Here is a 15,373-nt window from a genome sequence, read left to right as displayed (position 1 = left end):
ACGCTGGCCGTATGCTTCGGAATATGCATCCTGTTTGCGTATTGGTGCGGCAAGGTCATTCGGGATGAGGGAGAGGATCGGCCGTGATCATCGTGTCTGTCGTAACGGTGCTGGTATTTATTTATCTCGTCTATGCTCTGCTTCATCCCGAAAAATTTTAGCGGATGCTTCCGAAGCAAGATTTTGTTGCGAAGAAATTTTCATGGAAGCGGCGCTCTCCACAAAACTTTCAGGAGGCTAAGACATGGATATTTTGCAGCTTGCGGTTGTCGTCGGGCTAATACTGCTTCTCGTCAAGCCGCTGGGCACTTATGTCTATCACGTATTTTCGAACGAGCCGAACCGGACGGACCGGCTGTTCGGCCCGTTCGAGAGATTCGTCTACAAGCTGATCGGTCTTAAACACCGCTCCGGCATGAGCTGGAAGGGATATGCGATCAGCTTTATCGCAACAAACATCGTGCTGGTCGCGATCGGTTATCTGATATTGCGGCTGCAGGCGGGTCTTCCTCTTAACCCAAGCGGAATATCCGCCGTGGAAGAGACGCTCGCCTTCAACACGATCATCAGTTTTGTCACGAACACGAACCTGCAGCATTACAGCGGCGAAACCGGGCTATCGTATTTCTCGCAGATGGCGGTCATTACGATGATGATGTTTACTTCGGCGGCAACCGGATTTTCCGTCGCCATCGCTTTCGTTCGCGGCATTACGAGCAGAGGAACAACGATCGGCAACTTTTTCGAAGATTTCGTCAAAGCGCACACGCGCATATTTTTGCCTCTGGCTTTTGTTATTACGCTGCTCCTTGCAGCGCTTCAGGTGCCGCAGACGTTTGATCCGACGCTGACGGTGAAGACGCTCGAAGGAGCGGTCCAGCAAATCGCGATCGGGCCGGTCGCTTCGCTGGAGTCGATCAAGCATCTCGGCACGAACGGCGGCGGCTTCTTCGGGGTAAACTCTGCCCATCCGTTCGAAAATCCGAATCCGCTCACGAACGTTATCGAAATATGGTCCATGTGGGCGCTGCCCGCGGCATTGCCTTATACGTTCGGCCTGTTCGCCAAAAACCGCAAGCAAGGCTGGGTTGTCTTTTCGGCCATGATGGCTTTGTTCCTCGTGTTTCTGGCGACCGCTTATCTATCGGAGAAAGCCGGCAATCCCGTTCTGAACGCGCTTGGCGCGGATGCGTCCGAAGGCAGCATGGAAGGGAAAGAGGTCCGCTTTGGCATTGCCCAGTCCGCTTTGTTCACGACCGTGACGGCGGCGGCGGCGACAGGCACGGTCAACAATATGCACGATACGCTGACGCCGCTCGGCGGACTGGTGCCGCTTGCGGAGATGATGCTGAACGTCGTGTTCGGCGGCAAAGGCGTAGGGCTTGTCAACATGCTGATGTACGCGATACTTGCCGTATTTATTTGCGGCCTCATGGTCGGGCGGACGCCGGAGTTACTCGGACGCAAGATCGAACCGCGCGAAATGAAGCTGATCGCCCTTGTTATCCTTGTCCATCCGTTTATTATTTTGGCGCCGACCGCGCTGGCGCTGGCGGTTGACTCCGGCAATTCGGCGATAACGAATCCGGGCTTCCACGGGATCAGTCAGGTGCTTTACGAATATACGTCCTCGGCGGCAAACAACGGCTCCGGCTTCGAAGGGCTTGCGGACAATACGGCGTTCTGGAATATCAGCACGGGGCTCGTCATGCTGTTCGGCCGCTACATTTCGATGATCGCGATGCTGGCGGTCGCCGGATCGATCGCACGGAAGCGGCCCGTCCCGGAAACGCGTGGCACGTTCCGCACGGACAACGCCTTGTTCACGGGGCTGCTGGCGGGGACGGTCATCCTGATCGGCGCATTAACCTTCCTGCCGGCGATTGCGCTTGGGCCGGTCGCGGAGCATTTGACATTATGGTAACGATGAGGTGGTAACGATGAACGATACGCGTATCCAAAAGCTGCTTACGCCGGAATTGGCCGGAGCGGCCGTCAAAGACAGCTTCAAGAAGCTGAATCCCGTGACGATGGCGAAGAACCCCGTCATGTTCGTCGTCGAAATCGGCACGCTGCTGGTGCTGCTCGCCGTGCTGTTTCCGGGCTGCTTCGGGACGGAAGGGCGGATCGGTTTTAATATTGCGGTATTTTTGGTTCTGTTATTTACGGTATTGTTCGCGAATTTCGCGGAGGCGCTCGCCGAAGGAAGAGGCAAGGCGCAAGCCGACTCGCTGAAACGGACGAAAACGGATATTCAAGCGAAAAAGGTTGTTCCCGGCGGAATCAAAGACGTTCCGGCTGCGGAGCTTCGCAAAGGCGATGTCGTCGTCGTCTCCGAAGGCGAAATGATTCCGGGCGACGGCGAGGTGATTCAAGGACTTGCTTCCGTCGACGAGTCGGCGATTACCGGGGAATCCGCTCCCGTTATTAAGGAAGCGGGGGGAGATTTCAGCTCCGTAACGGGAGGAACGCGGGTCGTCAGCGACTCGATCCGGGTGCGCATTACGGCGGATCCCGGCGAATCGTTTATCGACCGGATGATCTCGCTTGTCGAAGGGGCGAAACGGCAAAAAACGCCGAACGAAATTGCCTTGAACACGCTTCTGATCAGCTTGACGTTAATTTTTATGATCGTTGTCGTCACGCTGGGCCCGATTGCCGGGTATCTGGATATCTCGCTGGAAATTCCCATTCTGATCTCGCTCCTCGTCTGCCTTATTCCGACGACGATCGGCGGGTTGCTGTCGGCTATCGGGATTGCCGGCATGGACCGGGTCACCCGCTTCAACGTGCTGGCGATGTCCGGCAAGGCGGTCGAAGCGGCGGGCGACATCAATACGATGATTCTCGACAAAACCGGGACCATTACGTTCGGCAACCGGATGGCAAGCGAGTTTATTCCCGCAGGGTCCGCGGGATTGGAATCGCTGGCCGGGTGGGCGGCCGTCAGCTCGCTGAAGGACGAGACGCCGGAAGGACGTTCCGTACTGGATTATTTGAAGATAAACGGAATGACGTACGACCTTTCTCTTGGCGAAGGCGGAGAGTTCATTCCGTTTAAGGCCGAAACCCGCATGAGCGGCATCGACCTGGCGGACGGCCGCAAGGTGCGCAAGGGCGCCGTCGATGCGGTCCGCAAATGGGTGCTTCAGCAAGGCGGAACGGTGCCTGCGGATTTGGAACGGAAGGCGAATACCATTGCTGCGGAAGGCGGTACTCCCCTTGCCGTGGCGGTAGACGACGAGATCTACGGCTTTATTTATTTGAAGGATACCGTCAAGCCGGGCATGAAGGAGCGGTTCGAGGAGCTGCGGCGCATGGGCATCAAGACGATGATGTGTACGGGCGACAATCCGCTCACGGCCGCCACGATCGCGAAGGAAGCCGGCGTGGACGGCTTTATCGCCGAAAGCAAGCCGGAGGATAAAATCGCGGTCATCCGCAAGGAGCAGGCCGAAGGCAAGCTGGTCGCGATGACGGGGGACGGAACGAACGACGCGCCGGCGCTGGCCCAGGCCGATGTCGGCCTCGCGATGAACAGCGGCACGGCCGCGGCGAAGGAAGCGGCCAACATGATCGATCTCGACTCCGACCCTTCGAAAATCATCGAGGTCGTCGCGATCGGCAAGCAGCTGCTGATGACGCGCGGAGCGCTGACGACGTTCAGCATCGCCAACGACGTCGCGAAATATTTTGCCATCATTCCGGCCATGTTCATGCTGGCGATCCCGGAGATGTCCGCGCTGAACGTGATGCGGCTCGGTTCGCCTCTGTCGGCGATTCTCTCGGCGCTTATATTTAACGCCGTCATTATTCCGCTGCTTATTCCGCTGGCGATGAAGGGCGTCAAATACAAAGCGATGAGCGGAAACCGGCTGCTTTCGCGCAACTTGTTCATTTATGGATTGGGAGGCCTCGTTGCTCCGTTTATCGGCATCAAGCTGATTGACTTCATCGTCCATGCGTGGGTATAAAGCTGATTTAGAATAGAAAGGAATGAACGGCTATGGCGGATGCCACCGGAACGGGACAACCTTCATTTGCGAATTGTATAGGCGTTACGGTACGTCTAAGTGTCGTATTTATATTATTGTGCGGAATCGTATACCCGCTTGTCAGTACGGGAGCAGCCCAGCTGCTGTTCCCGCGGCAGGCAAACGGAAGCCTGGTCAAGAACGGCGCAGGCGAAGTCGTCGGTTCCGAGCTCATCGGCCAAAACTGGACCGAACAGGCGTATTTTCACGGACGGGTAAGCAGTATCGAGTATAAAGCCGAAGCTTCGGGCTCGAACAACTATGCGCCTTCGAATCCGGCTTTGCTGGAGCGGACGCAGGCCAGCATCGAAGAGTGGAAGCGGAACAATCCGGACGTTCCGGTAGACCGGCTGCCGCTGTCGCTCGTTACGAACTCCGGCTCCGGCCTGGACCCGCACATTACGCCGGCTTCGGCCGAGGCGCAAATTCCGCGCATCAGCAAGCTGACGGGGATATCGGCCTCGGAGCTTCAAGAACTTGTCCAAGCGAATACCGAAGGCCGCGATCTCGGCTTGTTCGGAGAGCCGAGGGTCAACGTGCTGAAGCTGAACCTTGCTTTGTCGGAAAAATTGGCAAAATAACGCGATCGAGCGGGAGGGCGTGCGATCCGGCAAAGCCTCTTACCAGAGAGCAGTCTGCTTTCAAGCGCTCTTTAACGAGGTTGACGGCCAAGATCGGTGCGGCTTTCGAGGAGCGGCCACTTCGCAGCAAGCGGATGTTTCCGAGGTCCGTTGTCCGTTTTGCGTCTGGCGAGCATATAACCCGTATCGTTATGGGGCATTCGAAAGAAAGCAGGCTGAGCCAGCTTTTATCGGGCAATATGGCCGCCGGATAACGGCGCTGTCGGATCACCGCAACCTGAAAAAGCTGCTTCAATCGGCCCGTCATATGGACTTGCTGATTGCAGCACCGTGAAAGAAAACGAAACCGGCGTTGAAGGCAAGCCGGGAACGATAGCTCAAATAACAAACGGCTTAGGACGATCGATTATGTCCGTAACTGCCGTCGTTTGTTTTTGTTCATCATAACAAATGAGTCCATCTTCAGGCCAACGGACTCGATGCCGGGATGGCTTGCACAAGCGGCTCGGGTGCATGTTTTCGTCCTTATCGGCAGTATCCCATAGGCTCAGAAGAAAAGGCGAAGATTCGAGGAAGAATCGTGTGATTAGCTATCAGGTGATGATGCTGAGCGAAGGGGATATTACCCAAAAGAGAGAAGAGGATCGGGTTATGCTCTCATATAGGCCGTATCCCCAAGACTCAGAAGAACAGGCCGATGACACGGAAAAGAAGCGGTCGATCGGCAGGAAGGTGATGATTCTTGGAGCCCTTTAGGGTTTTAAGGGGGGGGTCGATCTTATATCCATTGCTGCGACCATTTCTCGATTTCCCGGATGACGGGCTCCAGCGCGCGCCCTTTCTCGGTCAGCGAATATTCTATACGAACGGGCACCTCCGGATAGACATGCCGGTTGACGATGCCCTCGGCCTCCAGCTCCTTGAACCGCTCCGACAGCAGCCTGCCGCTGATCGGCAAAGACGTCTGAACGGCGCAAAACCGCTGCGGACCGTTCAGCAGCTGGTGAATAATGAGGCCGGTCCATCTTTTGCTTATAATATCCATCCCTTTCTGAAAACGGGGACATAATTCCGATTGCTCCATAAAAGGTACACCTCTTTCCGTGCCGAAAAACAGGTAACGCATATGCCGGAGAGAGACAGGAACTCTCCGTTCGGCTATTCAAACTGTTGACTTCATTATAAACTTAATATCGAAAGTATACAATCAAACTTTTTGAATATTAGTAACTTGACTCTCGTTAATACAAAATATATAATTTGTTACGAAAAGTAACTAACTCAATGTATAACGAATCCCTTAACCTATGTCCCCTGGATCGGAGGCTTAACTTTATGTCCCCTTTATTTTTGGCTCATGGATCGCCTATGCTTGCCATAGAAGAAAACGAATACAGCGCGTTTTTGCGCGAAACGGGCGCTTCGCTGCATCCCGGCGCAATCGTTATATTTACGGCCCATTGGGAAACCGAAGACGTAACCGTTACGTTCACCGACGGGGTCTACGAAACGATTTACGATTTTTACGGGTTCCCCGACGAGTTATACCGAGTCCGATACCCGGCCCGCGGCTCCAAAGAGGTCGCCTCGCTCGTGAAGAGCATGCTGGAGACGAACGGCATACCGGTCCGATTCGACGGAACGCGGGGGCTGGACCACGGATCCTGGACGCTGCTAAAACATTTGTTCCCAAATGCCGATATTCCTGTCGTACAGGTATCGGTCAATCCGTACCGCAGCGTGGAGGCGCATTACGAGATCGGGAAAGCGTTGCGCGGATTGAGCGAGAATAATATACTCGTAATCGGCAGCGGCGTTACCGTCCATAATTTGCGCATCATCAAATGGGGCCAGGAAGAGCCCGAACCTTGGGCCGTCCAATTCGACGATTGGCTTATCGACGCGATGAGCCGCGGCGAGTTGTCCGCCTTGTTCCAATACGATACGCTTGCTCCGTTCGCCGGGCATGCCGTTCCGCGCGCGGAGCATTTCGTTCCTTTATATGTTGCGCTCGGAAGCGCGCAGCCAAACGCAAAACCGGAAGTTATTTTCAGGGGGTATCAAGCAGGCACCCTAAGCTATCTTTGCTTGCGGTTTTAACCAAATTATACGGATAAAGGGTGTAATCGGATGATTTATAACAATATAATCGAACAGCTGGGCGATCGGATCCGGCTTATTCAAGACCGGGAGGACGGCGTTCTGTTTCTGGCGGGTCCGATACGTCTTCCGGTCGATCTGGACGGAGAAACGGTCTTCTTCCAATGGTACAGCTGGATTCGCACGGATAAGCATGTCGCCGGCTCCGTGGAGGAGCTGCTGCCTCACCTGGCGTCTTCCCGTTACGCGGAGCTTCAACAATCCAGCGTGCTGGTATACGGAGATTTCGCGAACAGCCAGGATGCGGTGATCCGGATGCACAGCATTTGCCATACCGGTGACATTTTCGGAAGCAAGCGCTGCGACTGCGGATATCAGTTGAAACAATCGATGCGCCTCATCGTTTCGCATGGGGCTGGCGCTTTATTTTATCTCGCGAATCACGAAGGCAGAGGCATCGGCTTGTTCAGCAAGGCCCTCGCTTATTTGCTCCAGGAAGACGGGATGGATACGGTCGACGCGAACCTTGCGCTTGGATTCGAAGACGACTCCCGCGATTACGGCGACGCGATAACGGTGCTGCAGGCGCTGCGCCCTGCGCCGGTTTCAATCATTACGAACAATCCGCGCAAGGTCGAAGCGCTTCGGAACGCGGGAATGAATATTCGGTCCCGGATCCCGCTGTGGGGCAATTCGTCCGTACACAACGAAAAATATTTATCGACCAAAGTGAATAAATCGGGCCATTACGGCTTCGAAACGGAATATCAATCTGCATCGAAGTAAACGATAAAAACCTGAGCCCCGCGCAACTATTTGCGAGCAAACCCGTCTAAAGATGTAAGGCATCTTGAATGGACGACCTACTTGGGCAAGGTGGTGATACGACAACAATGCATGCGATATTTCCGTTTTCGATACGGCATTTCTTCTTCGCCGCGTGCGGGGCGTGCCTGCTTGTTTTTGCATCGGGCTGCGCTGCGGCCGATACGGATAACGAGACGGCGAAGGCGCCGAAAGCGGCCGAAGGAGAAGCGGTTGCGGAAAACCAGAAGCAGCTTCTGGAGAAATATAACGCGGTCGTCAAAGGTGCAAAGGAAGCCGCAACGATCGTTTCCTATTTGAACGAAAATTTGCCGCAAGCGGACGTCACGACGGCCGATGCGATGGTTCGCGGTTTGAACGCGTTTTACGATAAGGATTTGCAGCCGACGCAGGAGTCGTTTTTCCAGGGCAACGTTCAGGAGGTGCTGGCGGGTGCGGAATGGCCGATAACCGCGGTTAACGCATCTTCCATTCCGGACGAGAAAGTAAGGCAGCTTGTCGCGACAAAGCTTGCGGGCGGCTACAAAATGGTTATGGTCGAAGGCATGATTTATCCGATCGTCGATTACGAGCTGCAGAAGACGTTTACCAAAAAGCTGTCCGACGATTTGAACGCTTACATCGCCATACAGGCGGAAGAGTCGCGGCAGCCGACCGCGATGGACGCCAGCCTTGTCATAAGCTGGAATGAACTGGCCAAACGGACGATTAACACCGAATCTTATTTGAAGCAATATCCGGGCGCGCCGGAATCGGATTCCGTTCGGCAGCTTTTTATAAACAGCTATTTGACCATGTATATTATAGGCTTAAACAATTCGCCGGTGTTTGATTACGATACGTTCAAGCTCCGGAACGAAGTGAAGGAAAGCTACGAGGAGACGGTTCGCGAGCATCCGGATTCCGTAACCGGGCAAATCGTGTCCGCCTATATGAAGCTGCTGGAGTCGACCGATTGGAAAGTATATGAGAAGCGGAACGGCCAGCAGGCCGATATTCCGGAGGTCAAGCAATTTCACGACCGCTTTGCGGCGGACGCTCAAGGCATGCTGCCGTAATGTCGCTTAACGATAAGCCGCCGGTTTCCGCCAACGGAAATCGGGCGGCTTTGCTTTCATATGCCTTTGCGTTCGATATCGTTTTCAAGTATGATGGGTAAAGAAACAAGCCAGCGATTTAAAGGAGCAGAGCGATGAAATCAAAAACGAGCCATTGTAAAATTGTCGATTGCACGGTCCGCGACGGCGGACTCGTAAACAACTGGGATTTCAGCATCGAATTTGTTCAGTACTTATACAATAGCCTTAATGAAGCCGGCGTCGATTACATGGAGATCGGTTACAAAAACTCGCCCAAGCTTCTGAAAGGCGCGGACAGCGCCGGGCCGTGGCGTTTTTTGAACGACGAATTCCTGCGAAAAGTCATTCCGAACAAAGGGAACACGAAGCTGTCGGCGCTTGTTGACGTCGGCCGCGTCGACGAAGCCGATGTTTTGCCGCGCAGCGAAAGCATGCTGGATTTGATCCGCGTCGCTTGCTACATTCAAGATGTCGACAAGGCGCTGGAGCTGATCCGCATGTTCCACGAACGCGGCTATGAAACGACGCTAAACATTATGGCGCTTTCCAATGTAATGGAAAATCAGCTTCTCGAAGCCTTTGCCCTTATCCGCGAAAGCGTCGTCGACGTCGTCTACATCGTCGATTCGTACGGCAGCCTGAAGCCTAACGATATGAGCTATCTGGTGGACAAGTTCAAGGAGCATCTGCCGAACAAACGGCTTGGCGTCCATACGCACAACAATATGCAGCTCGCTTTCGCCAACACGCTTGTAGCAGCGGAGAAGGGCGTTGAATTGCTGGACGCATCCGTTTACGGCATGGGCCGCGCGGCGGGCAATTGCAACACGGAGCTGCTGGTGACGAGCTTGTCGAACACGAAATACAGCGTCCGCCCCGTGCTGGACATGATCGAGAAATATATGATACCGCTCCGCGAGAAGGAAGAGTGGGGCTACATCATTCCGTATATGATCACGGGCATGCTCGATGAGCATCCGCGTTCCGCAATGGCTCTCCGCGATTCGGAGGACAAGGACAAGGCGGTTGATTTCTACGATCGCTTGACGACGCCGGAAGTTGCCCACGCCCGGAAATAATAGGCTTCAACCATAAGGATGCTCTCTTCGTCCGCAGCAAGCTGTTGACGTAAGGAGCATCTTTTTTTAGTTTAACGCGCGTCCGCTCGGCGGGGGGTGATGAAATTTCACCCTGCCGTGAGCATCGGGTGTCTGCTATACTACTCTCGATATCGATTTTTGCGCGATCGCAGGATCGGCCCGGTTGTTAGCACGTTGCATAATTATAAAAAAGGGCGGGTGATGAGATGGATCGCATTCGGGTCATGCTGGTCGAGGACGATCCGTTCTGGCAGGAGAACATTAGCCGCGACTTGGCGGAAGAGCCGGACATAGAAGTCGTCGCGGTGACGGGAACGAAGGAGGAGGCGGTGCAAGCTGCCCTCGGCAAAGAAATCGACGTCGTTCTGATGGACATCAACTTGACGGAAAACCGATTGGACGGCTTGGAAGCCGCCCATGAGCTGACGACGCTGATCCCCGAACGCCGCCGGATAAAAATCATCATGCTCACTTCGCTTTCGGACAAGGAAATTATCGTAAAGTCGTTCCAGCTCGGTGCGATGAATTATATTACGAAGCAAAGCTATAAAGATATCGTCCGCGCCATCCGGGATGCGCACGAGGACCGTTCGTCCATACATGCCGACGCAGCGGACGTCATGCGCAGCGAGGTTCAATTGATGACGCTGACGCCGGTGGAGCGGGAAGTGTTCGAGCTTCGCCGGCAAGGATTCAGCAAGCAGCAAATATCCGACAAGCTGCACAAATCGACGAATACGATCAAATCGCAGCTGAAGAGCATTAAAGCGAAATTGTACCCGTTCAAAAACGAGTGAATCTCCGGCCTGCGGAAGCGAAAATGCCGGGAGCGTAACGATGGACGCGGGCCGCCGGCCGGAAACGGCTTAGCGGAAAATAAAGCCCGATCGCCGTTCCTTTGCCGGCTTCCGATTCGATAACGGCAATGTCGCCTTTATGCTTATGCATGACGGCGGCACAGTAGGAAAGGCCGAGACCGAAGCTTAGCGCATTTTTTTTCGTCGTATAGAACGGTTCGAAAATTTTGGCCTGACGGTCCTTCGGAATGCCGCAGCCGTTATCGCAAACCTCGATAACGAAATGTTTCTTGACGAGGCATGCCCGTACAGTCAACTCCCCGCCTTGCTCCGGAACGGCGTCCGCACCGTTGTGCAGCAGATTGGACAGCGTTTCCTTCAAGTGAACGGGATCGCACCGCAGCGTCCCGTGCGTCTCAACGCTCACCTGCAGGCCGATTCCCCGTCCCTCCAGTTGAGGCTTTAGCGGACCGGCAACGGAATCGAGCAGCCAGTCGATGTCGCAATCTTTTTCGATCAGCTCGATATCGTCGGCTTTCTCTTTAATCCGGCTGACCATCATCAGCATATGCCGGGCGACCTTATGAACCTGCTCGATCGTTTGCTTCGATTTTTCCGTTTGGCCGGATACGATATAATCGTTTGTTTTCTCAGCCAAATAGCTTATTTTTTGAATTTCGTTTTTGATGGAATGATTCAGAATCGATACTCCCATCGTCAAGGCGCGCATAGAGGAATGCAGCCGTTCGCGCTCGATCCGCAGCTTGATGCCGAGAAAACCGTATTTGATCGTATAATACATGACGGCACCGACGAGCCCGAGTATTACGAACACATTGTTCTTCCACGCCTCGTTGCTTGCGAGCTCAAAGCGCCACTCTTCCAGCTTCAACGTCCGGAAGCCGAGAAAATCGGCCGTAAACGCCCAAACGACAGCCGCGGAAAACAATAAGGCGACCCTTCTTTTCGCCCGCTTGGCGTAATATTCCTTCTCCAGGGCCCAGGACAGCAGATACAAGCAGCAGCCGAGGCCGAAAAGGAGCCCGCTCCACCAGCGGAACGAGCTAATCGTAAAGCTGTTCCACGCCTCGTTTAGAAGACGGTTACCAAGCAGGACGGCAGGAGGAAGCGCGAGAATGAAGGTAAGCAGCAGTACGATTTTGCGGTTTCGCACGGCTCCGAACCGGAGGCCGCTTATGCAGAATACGTAAGGAAATAAATAAAAATATACGGTCATCGCGAAGACGCTAGCCAAGTAAAGCGGTCGGCTCGCCCATGGCGCGAGCCAGTCGTGGTCTTGCAAAAAGGGGACGATCGTCAGATGGACGGAAAAGGCGAAGCTCGCCGTCCCGCCGCACAGAAGGGAAAGGCCGGCCCACAGATTTTGCCGGAAATGCTGGGACATAATGAATATGCCAAGCGACCATAGCGAGACAAACATCGCAACATATAACCAGTTCAATAAAAGGCCCTCCAATGACCTATAGTCATTCGCAACGCTAGGGAGTACACCTCATTGCAGCATAATATCTAATTTTATCCATATGCTTTTTGGCTTACCGCTTATCCGTTCGTTTCCGCTTGCTTTTGAACAAGCTCGCCGTATCCGCGAATGGCCGCCCCTCGATGCCGCTCGTTCGGATGGAAGTAACCGGTTCCTTCGAAAATCTCTCCGCTTCCCGTCCCCGCCTTAAGCTCGACGCAAATGTTTTCGCTTTCCCCGAAATGCCGCAGCAAATCCGTATCCTGTATGCCGTTCACGTCGATATACCAGAGGGCGGTTCCGAATTCTTTGACGATGACGAGCTCCGCCGATTGAAACGCCAGTCTTCTCGTTTCGTTTTCATATATGAATTCTATGGCTATAAGATCGAAAGTTTCCACGTCCGGCTCCACTCTTTCATGCATTATTTCAAATCGTTTAAATATCAGTATATCCGTAGATTTGCAATCCGCAACCGATTCGCCGAAGGACAGGCATAATTGGAAGTTGATGTGAGAAATGCGGCAACAAAGAACGCCGGAATCCCGTCAGTAATAGAAAATATATTCAAGGGGGATGAACGCATGCTATCCGAAAATTCCTTGAAGGGAAAAGCGGGATTTCGGCGTCGGTTGTTTGCGGCGGGAATGGCGGCCGTCATTGTATTAAGCGGGTGCTCCGCGCCGGTCCGGGACGATGCAGGGAATGCCGGAGCAGCCGATCTAGCCGCTCCGGGCAGCGGCGATGCCGGGATGGACTCTACGACAACGGATCATTCCATTGCGGTTTACCCCAAGGAAAGCGAAATACGGGATGACGCCCCACGATTCAGAGGGGATGACGCCGAGGTTGTGCAGGCGGGCCAATTGACGGCCGGGGAATGGGATGACCTGGCGGCATGGGAGAGGTTCGGCAATTTGCTGAACAGCGAGGAGGGAGACCGTAATTTGCGGTATTGGGGGTACCGGGCGTTTAATCGCCTGGAGGTAATCGTCTCTTCCGACGGCCGTGCCGTTGCGGACGCGGAGGTGCTGCTGATAGACGAGCAGGACAATACGGTGTGGGAAGCGAAAACGAATGCCGGAGGCACCGCTTATTTGTTTGCCGGATTATTTGAAACAGACGAACGGCAAGAACGTTCCTCGTATACGGTCATGATACGGGCGGGTAATGCGGAGAAGGAGACGGGCGGCATCCGGATCCCCGATCAAGGCGTGCTGAAGGTGGACCTCGACGGGGCTGCCACGGACATAAGCGAACGGGCGGACATCATGTTTGTCGTGGACACGACCGGGTCGATGCAGGATGAGCTGAACTATTTGGAGGCGGAGCTGAAGGATGTCACGGAACGGGTCGGCGAGCGGCACGGCGGCCAGTACGGCATTCGGATCGGCACGATTTTTTACCGCGACAAACACGATTCGTATGTCGTAAAGCCGTATCCTTTTACGGACAATGTGGATAAGGCCGTGCAGCAGATCGCCGACCAGAAAGCGAGCGGCGGCGGCGATTACCCCGAAGCGGTCGACCTGGCGCTGCGCGAGGCCGTCAGCGGGCAGCAGTGGAGCGGGAATGCGGCGGCAAGGCTGCTCTTTCTCGTGATGGACGCCCCGCCGCATCACGACGAGCCGCAGACGGTAGAAGAGATGCAGGATTTGGCGGCGGACGCCGCCAAGCAGGGCATCCGGATCATTCCGGTCGCCTCGAGCGGCGTAGACGTCGAAACCGAATATTTGATGCGTTTTTTAGCCGTAGCGACAGGCGGCACATACTTGTTTCTGACGGACGACAGCGGCATCGGCGGCGACCATCTGGAGCCGGCCGTCGGCGAATACGAGGTCAGGCTGCTCAACGATTTGCTTGTCGATGTCATCAGCCGCTATCTGGAAGGACCGTAACGGTAAAGCCGCATTCGCCGCTTTCGTTCGAAAGGATGGAAGCGGCCGTTTTTTTGCTCTATGATGGAGACAAAACAAACCGATAGCTTCCGAAGCGAGATTCGGTTGCGGAATCAAGTTCCGCGAAGCTATGTTATACCAAATGTTTAGGAGGGGGACGGGACGTGGACTATGTAATCCACCCTTTCGGCGATAGAGCGGCCGTCGCACGCCTCCGGGCCGGAGACGGAGGAACGGAAGCGCGGCGGCGTTTGGCCGCCGCGGCGGAACGGCTGCGCTTATGCCAAGAATCGTGGCTGACGGACATCGTTCCGGCTTACGAGACGATTACGGTTCTGTACGATCCGGATAAGCTTCCGCTCAGCGAAAAGACTCCATATCGTTACGTGGCCGACTGGCTGGACGGGCGGCTTGCCGGCAGGCTTCAAGCCGGAATCGGAGCCGAAGATGCCGGGCGGCTTGTGGAAATTCCGGTCCGCTACGGCGGCGATTGCGGCCCGGATCTTGCGGAAGCCGCCGAGCGGGCGGGGCTGTCCGCCCATGAGTATATCAAGCGGCACGCCGATGCCGAATATACGGCGGCCATGATCGGGTTTATGCCGGGCTTTCCGTATTTGACGGGGCTGCCGGAGGAGCTGGACCAGCCGCGCAAAGCAAAGCCCCGATTATCCGTGCCTGCCGGTTCGGTCGGCGTAGCGGCCGGCCAAAGCTGCATTTACCCGTTTGAAACGCCGGGCGGCTGGCAGCTGATCGGAAGGACGCCCGTCCGGCTGTTCGATCCGGAGCGGGCGGAGCCGTCGCTGATCAGGGCGGGAGTCCGCATCCGTTTCGTGCCGGTCGGCGAAGCGGAGTTTGCCCGTATGGCGGGCGAACAAGATTCGGCGAGAAACGAAAACGGCGTCAGTGCGGCGAAAGCCGGGAACGGTCCGAAGCCGGCAAGCGACGAAAAGTCCGATTTCGCGGGAACGGACCGGGAAGGCGGCGAAGGAACGGAGACCGCGCCCGGAACGGGCTTGTCCGGGGCGGGAGTTGGAGGCGGCTCCGAAGACGCCGGATGCGGACTGCGGGTTGTACGGCCCGGCGTTGCCGCATCGGTGCAAGACCTCGGGAGGTTCGGCTATCGCCATATCGGAGTCGGTTCGTCCGGGGCGATGGACAGCTATGCGCTGCAGGTTGCCAACCTTCTGACCGGCAACGGCATAGACAGCGCGGCGATCGAATTCGCGGTCGCGGGCGGAGAACTGCTCGCCGAAACCGAGCTGTTGATCGCGTTATGCGGCGCGTACATGGTGCCGACGGTAGACGGCGAGGAGCTGCCCATGTGGCGGCCGGTGCTTGTGAAACGCGGCGCGGTTATCCGCCTGCGCGGGGCATCCAGCGGCTGCCGGGCGTATCTGGCTGCCGCCGGCGGCATCGGCGTGCCCGTCGTCATGGGCAGCCGAAGCACGGACGCGCGCGCCGGGCTCGGCGGCTTGG

Annotated in this window: 15 protein-coding genes; 12 read left to right on the top strand and 3 right to left on the bottom strand. The window is 55.5% G+C overall.

The window, feature by feature from the left end; translation table 11 throughout:
- Positions 1–83 precede the first annotated feature (83 nt).
- The 5 genes from kdpF to ACFSW5_RS03435 all read left to right on the top strand — a co-directional run bounded on the left by kdpF (position 84) and on the right by ACFSW5_RS03435 (position 5,371).
- Entirely contained in the window at positions 84–161 is a 78-nt protein-coding gene (kdpF, locus tag ACFSW5_RS03455; RefSeq protein ID WP_379269976.1) for a K(+)-transporting ATPase subunit F, read from the top strand.
- A gap of 83 nt (positions 162–244) precedes the next feature.
- Entirely contained in the window at positions 245–1,924 is a 1,680-nt protein-coding gene (gene kdpA, locus ACFSW5_RS03450) for a potassium-transporting ATPase subunit KdpA (RefSeq protein WP_379269927.1), read from the top strand.
- A 16-nt stretch (positions 1,925–1,940) separates the two neighbouring features.
- Positions 1,941–3,974 (top strand): potassium-transporting ATPase subunit KdpB, encoded by a 2,034-nt coding sequence (gene kdpB, locus ACFSW5_RS03445; protein ID WP_379269924.1) that lies wholly within the window; start codon positions 1,941–1,943, stop codon positions 3,972–3,974.
- Between the two features lie 32 nt (positions 3,975–4,006).
- Positions 4,007–4,615 carry a potassium-transporting ATPase subunit KdpC gene (kdpC, locus tag ACFSW5_RS03440; protein ID WP_379269922.1) on the top strand — a complete coding sequence of 203 codons (609 nt, stop codon included), beginning with the start codon at positions 4,007–4,009 and terminating at the stop codon, positions 4,613–4,615.
- A 582-nt stretch (positions 4,616–5,197) separates the two neighbouring features.
- Entirely contained in the window at positions 5,198–5,371 is a 174-nt protein-coding gene (locus ACFSW5_RS03435) for a hypothetical protein (RefSeq protein WP_379269920.1), read from the top strand.
- 22 nt (positions 5,372–5,393) lie between these two features.
- Here the strand turns inward: ACFSW5_RS03435 and ACFSW5_RS03430 are convergent, their stop codons facing one another.
- Positions 5,394–5,699 (bottom strand): winged helix-turn-helix transcriptional regulator, encoded by a 306-nt coding sequence (locus ACFSW5_RS03430; protein ID WP_379269918.1) that lies wholly within the window; start codon positions 5,697–5,699, stop codon positions 5,394–5,396.
- A gap of 251 nt (positions 5,700–5,950) precedes the next feature.
- On the opposite strand from ACFSW5_RS03430, the gene ACFSW5_RS03425 reads away from it, so the two are divergent.
- The 5 genes from ACFSW5_RS03425 (at position 5,951) to ACFSW5_RS03405 (ending at position 10,516) form a co-directional block, all read left to right on the top strand.
- Complete coding sequence (locus ACFSW5_RS03425; protein ID WP_379269916.1) at positions 5,951–6,715, top strand: DODA-type extradiol aromatic ring-opening family dioxygenase; 765 nt, start codon at positions 5,951–5,953, stop codon at positions 6,713–6,715.
- Positions 6,716–6,745: 30 nt separating this feature from the next.
- On the top strand, positions 6,746–7,501 hold the full coding sequence (locus tag ACFSW5_RS03420) for a GTP cyclohydrolase II (protein WP_379269914.1): 756 nt from the start codon (positions 6,746–6,748) through the stop codon (positions 7,499–7,501).
- A 107-nt stretch (positions 7,502–7,608) separates the two neighbouring features.
- On the top strand, positions 7,609–8,598 hold the full coding sequence (locus ACFSW5_RS03415; RefSeq protein WP_379269912.1) for a hypothetical protein: 990 nt from the start codon (positions 7,609–7,611) through the stop codon (positions 8,596–8,598).
- Positions 8,599–8,732: 134 nt separating this feature from the next.
- On the top strand, positions 8,733–9,698 hold the full coding sequence (locus ACFSW5_RS03410; protein WP_379269910.1) for an aldolase catalytic domain-containing protein: 966 nt from the start codon (positions 8,733–8,735) through the stop codon (positions 9,696–9,698).
- Positions 9,699–9,925: 227 nt separating this feature from the next.
- Positions 9,926–10,516 (top strand): response regulator, encoded by a 591-nt coding sequence (locus ACFSW5_RS03405; protein ID WP_379269908.1) that lies wholly within the window; start codon positions 9,926–9,928, stop codon positions 10,514–10,516.
- Here ACFSW5_RS03405 and ACFSW5_RS03400 read toward each other — a convergent pair.
- Entirely contained in the window at positions 10,503–11,978 is a 1,476-nt protein-coding gene (locus tag ACFSW5_RS03400; protein WP_379269906.1) for a sensor histidine kinase, read from the bottom strand. The two genes, ACFSW5_RS03405 and ACFSW5_RS03400, sit on opposite strands and share 14 nt — an antisense overlap.
- Positions 11,979–12,079: 101 nt before the next feature.
- Positions 12,080–12,400: a hypothetical protein gene (locus ACFSW5_RS03395; protein WP_379269904.1), complete on the bottom strand. Its 321-nt coding sequence runs from the start codon at positions 12,398–12,400 to the stop codon at positions 12,080–12,082.
- A 183-nt stretch (positions 12,401–12,583) separates the two neighbouring features.
- Here ACFSW5_RS03395 and ACFSW5_RS03390 point away from each other — a divergent pair, with 183 nt between their 5' ends.
- Both ACFSW5_RS03390 and pxpB read left to right on the top strand, forming a co-directional pair.
- On the top strand, positions 12,584–13,897 hold the full coding sequence (locus ACFSW5_RS03390; protein ID WP_379269902.1) for a vWA domain-containing protein: 1,314 nt from the start codon (positions 12,584–12,586) through the stop codon (positions 13,895–13,897).
- 164 nt (positions 13,898–14,061) lie between these two features.
- A partial coding sequence (gene pxpB / locus ACFSW5_RS03385) for a 5-oxoprolinase subunit PxpB (protein WP_379269899.1) occupies positions 14,062–15,373 on the top strand: 1,312 nt, incomplete at its 3' end.

This window comes from Paenibacillus thailandensis (assembly GCF_042685365.1).
Classification (GTDB): domain Bacteria; phylum Bacillota; class Bacilli; order Paenibacillales; family Paenibacillaceae; genus Paenibacillus_AP; species Paenibacillus_AP thailandensis.
The sequence above is the reverse complement of the archived record's forward strand: the minus strand, read 5'-3'. Positions and strand labels throughout refer to the sequence as shown.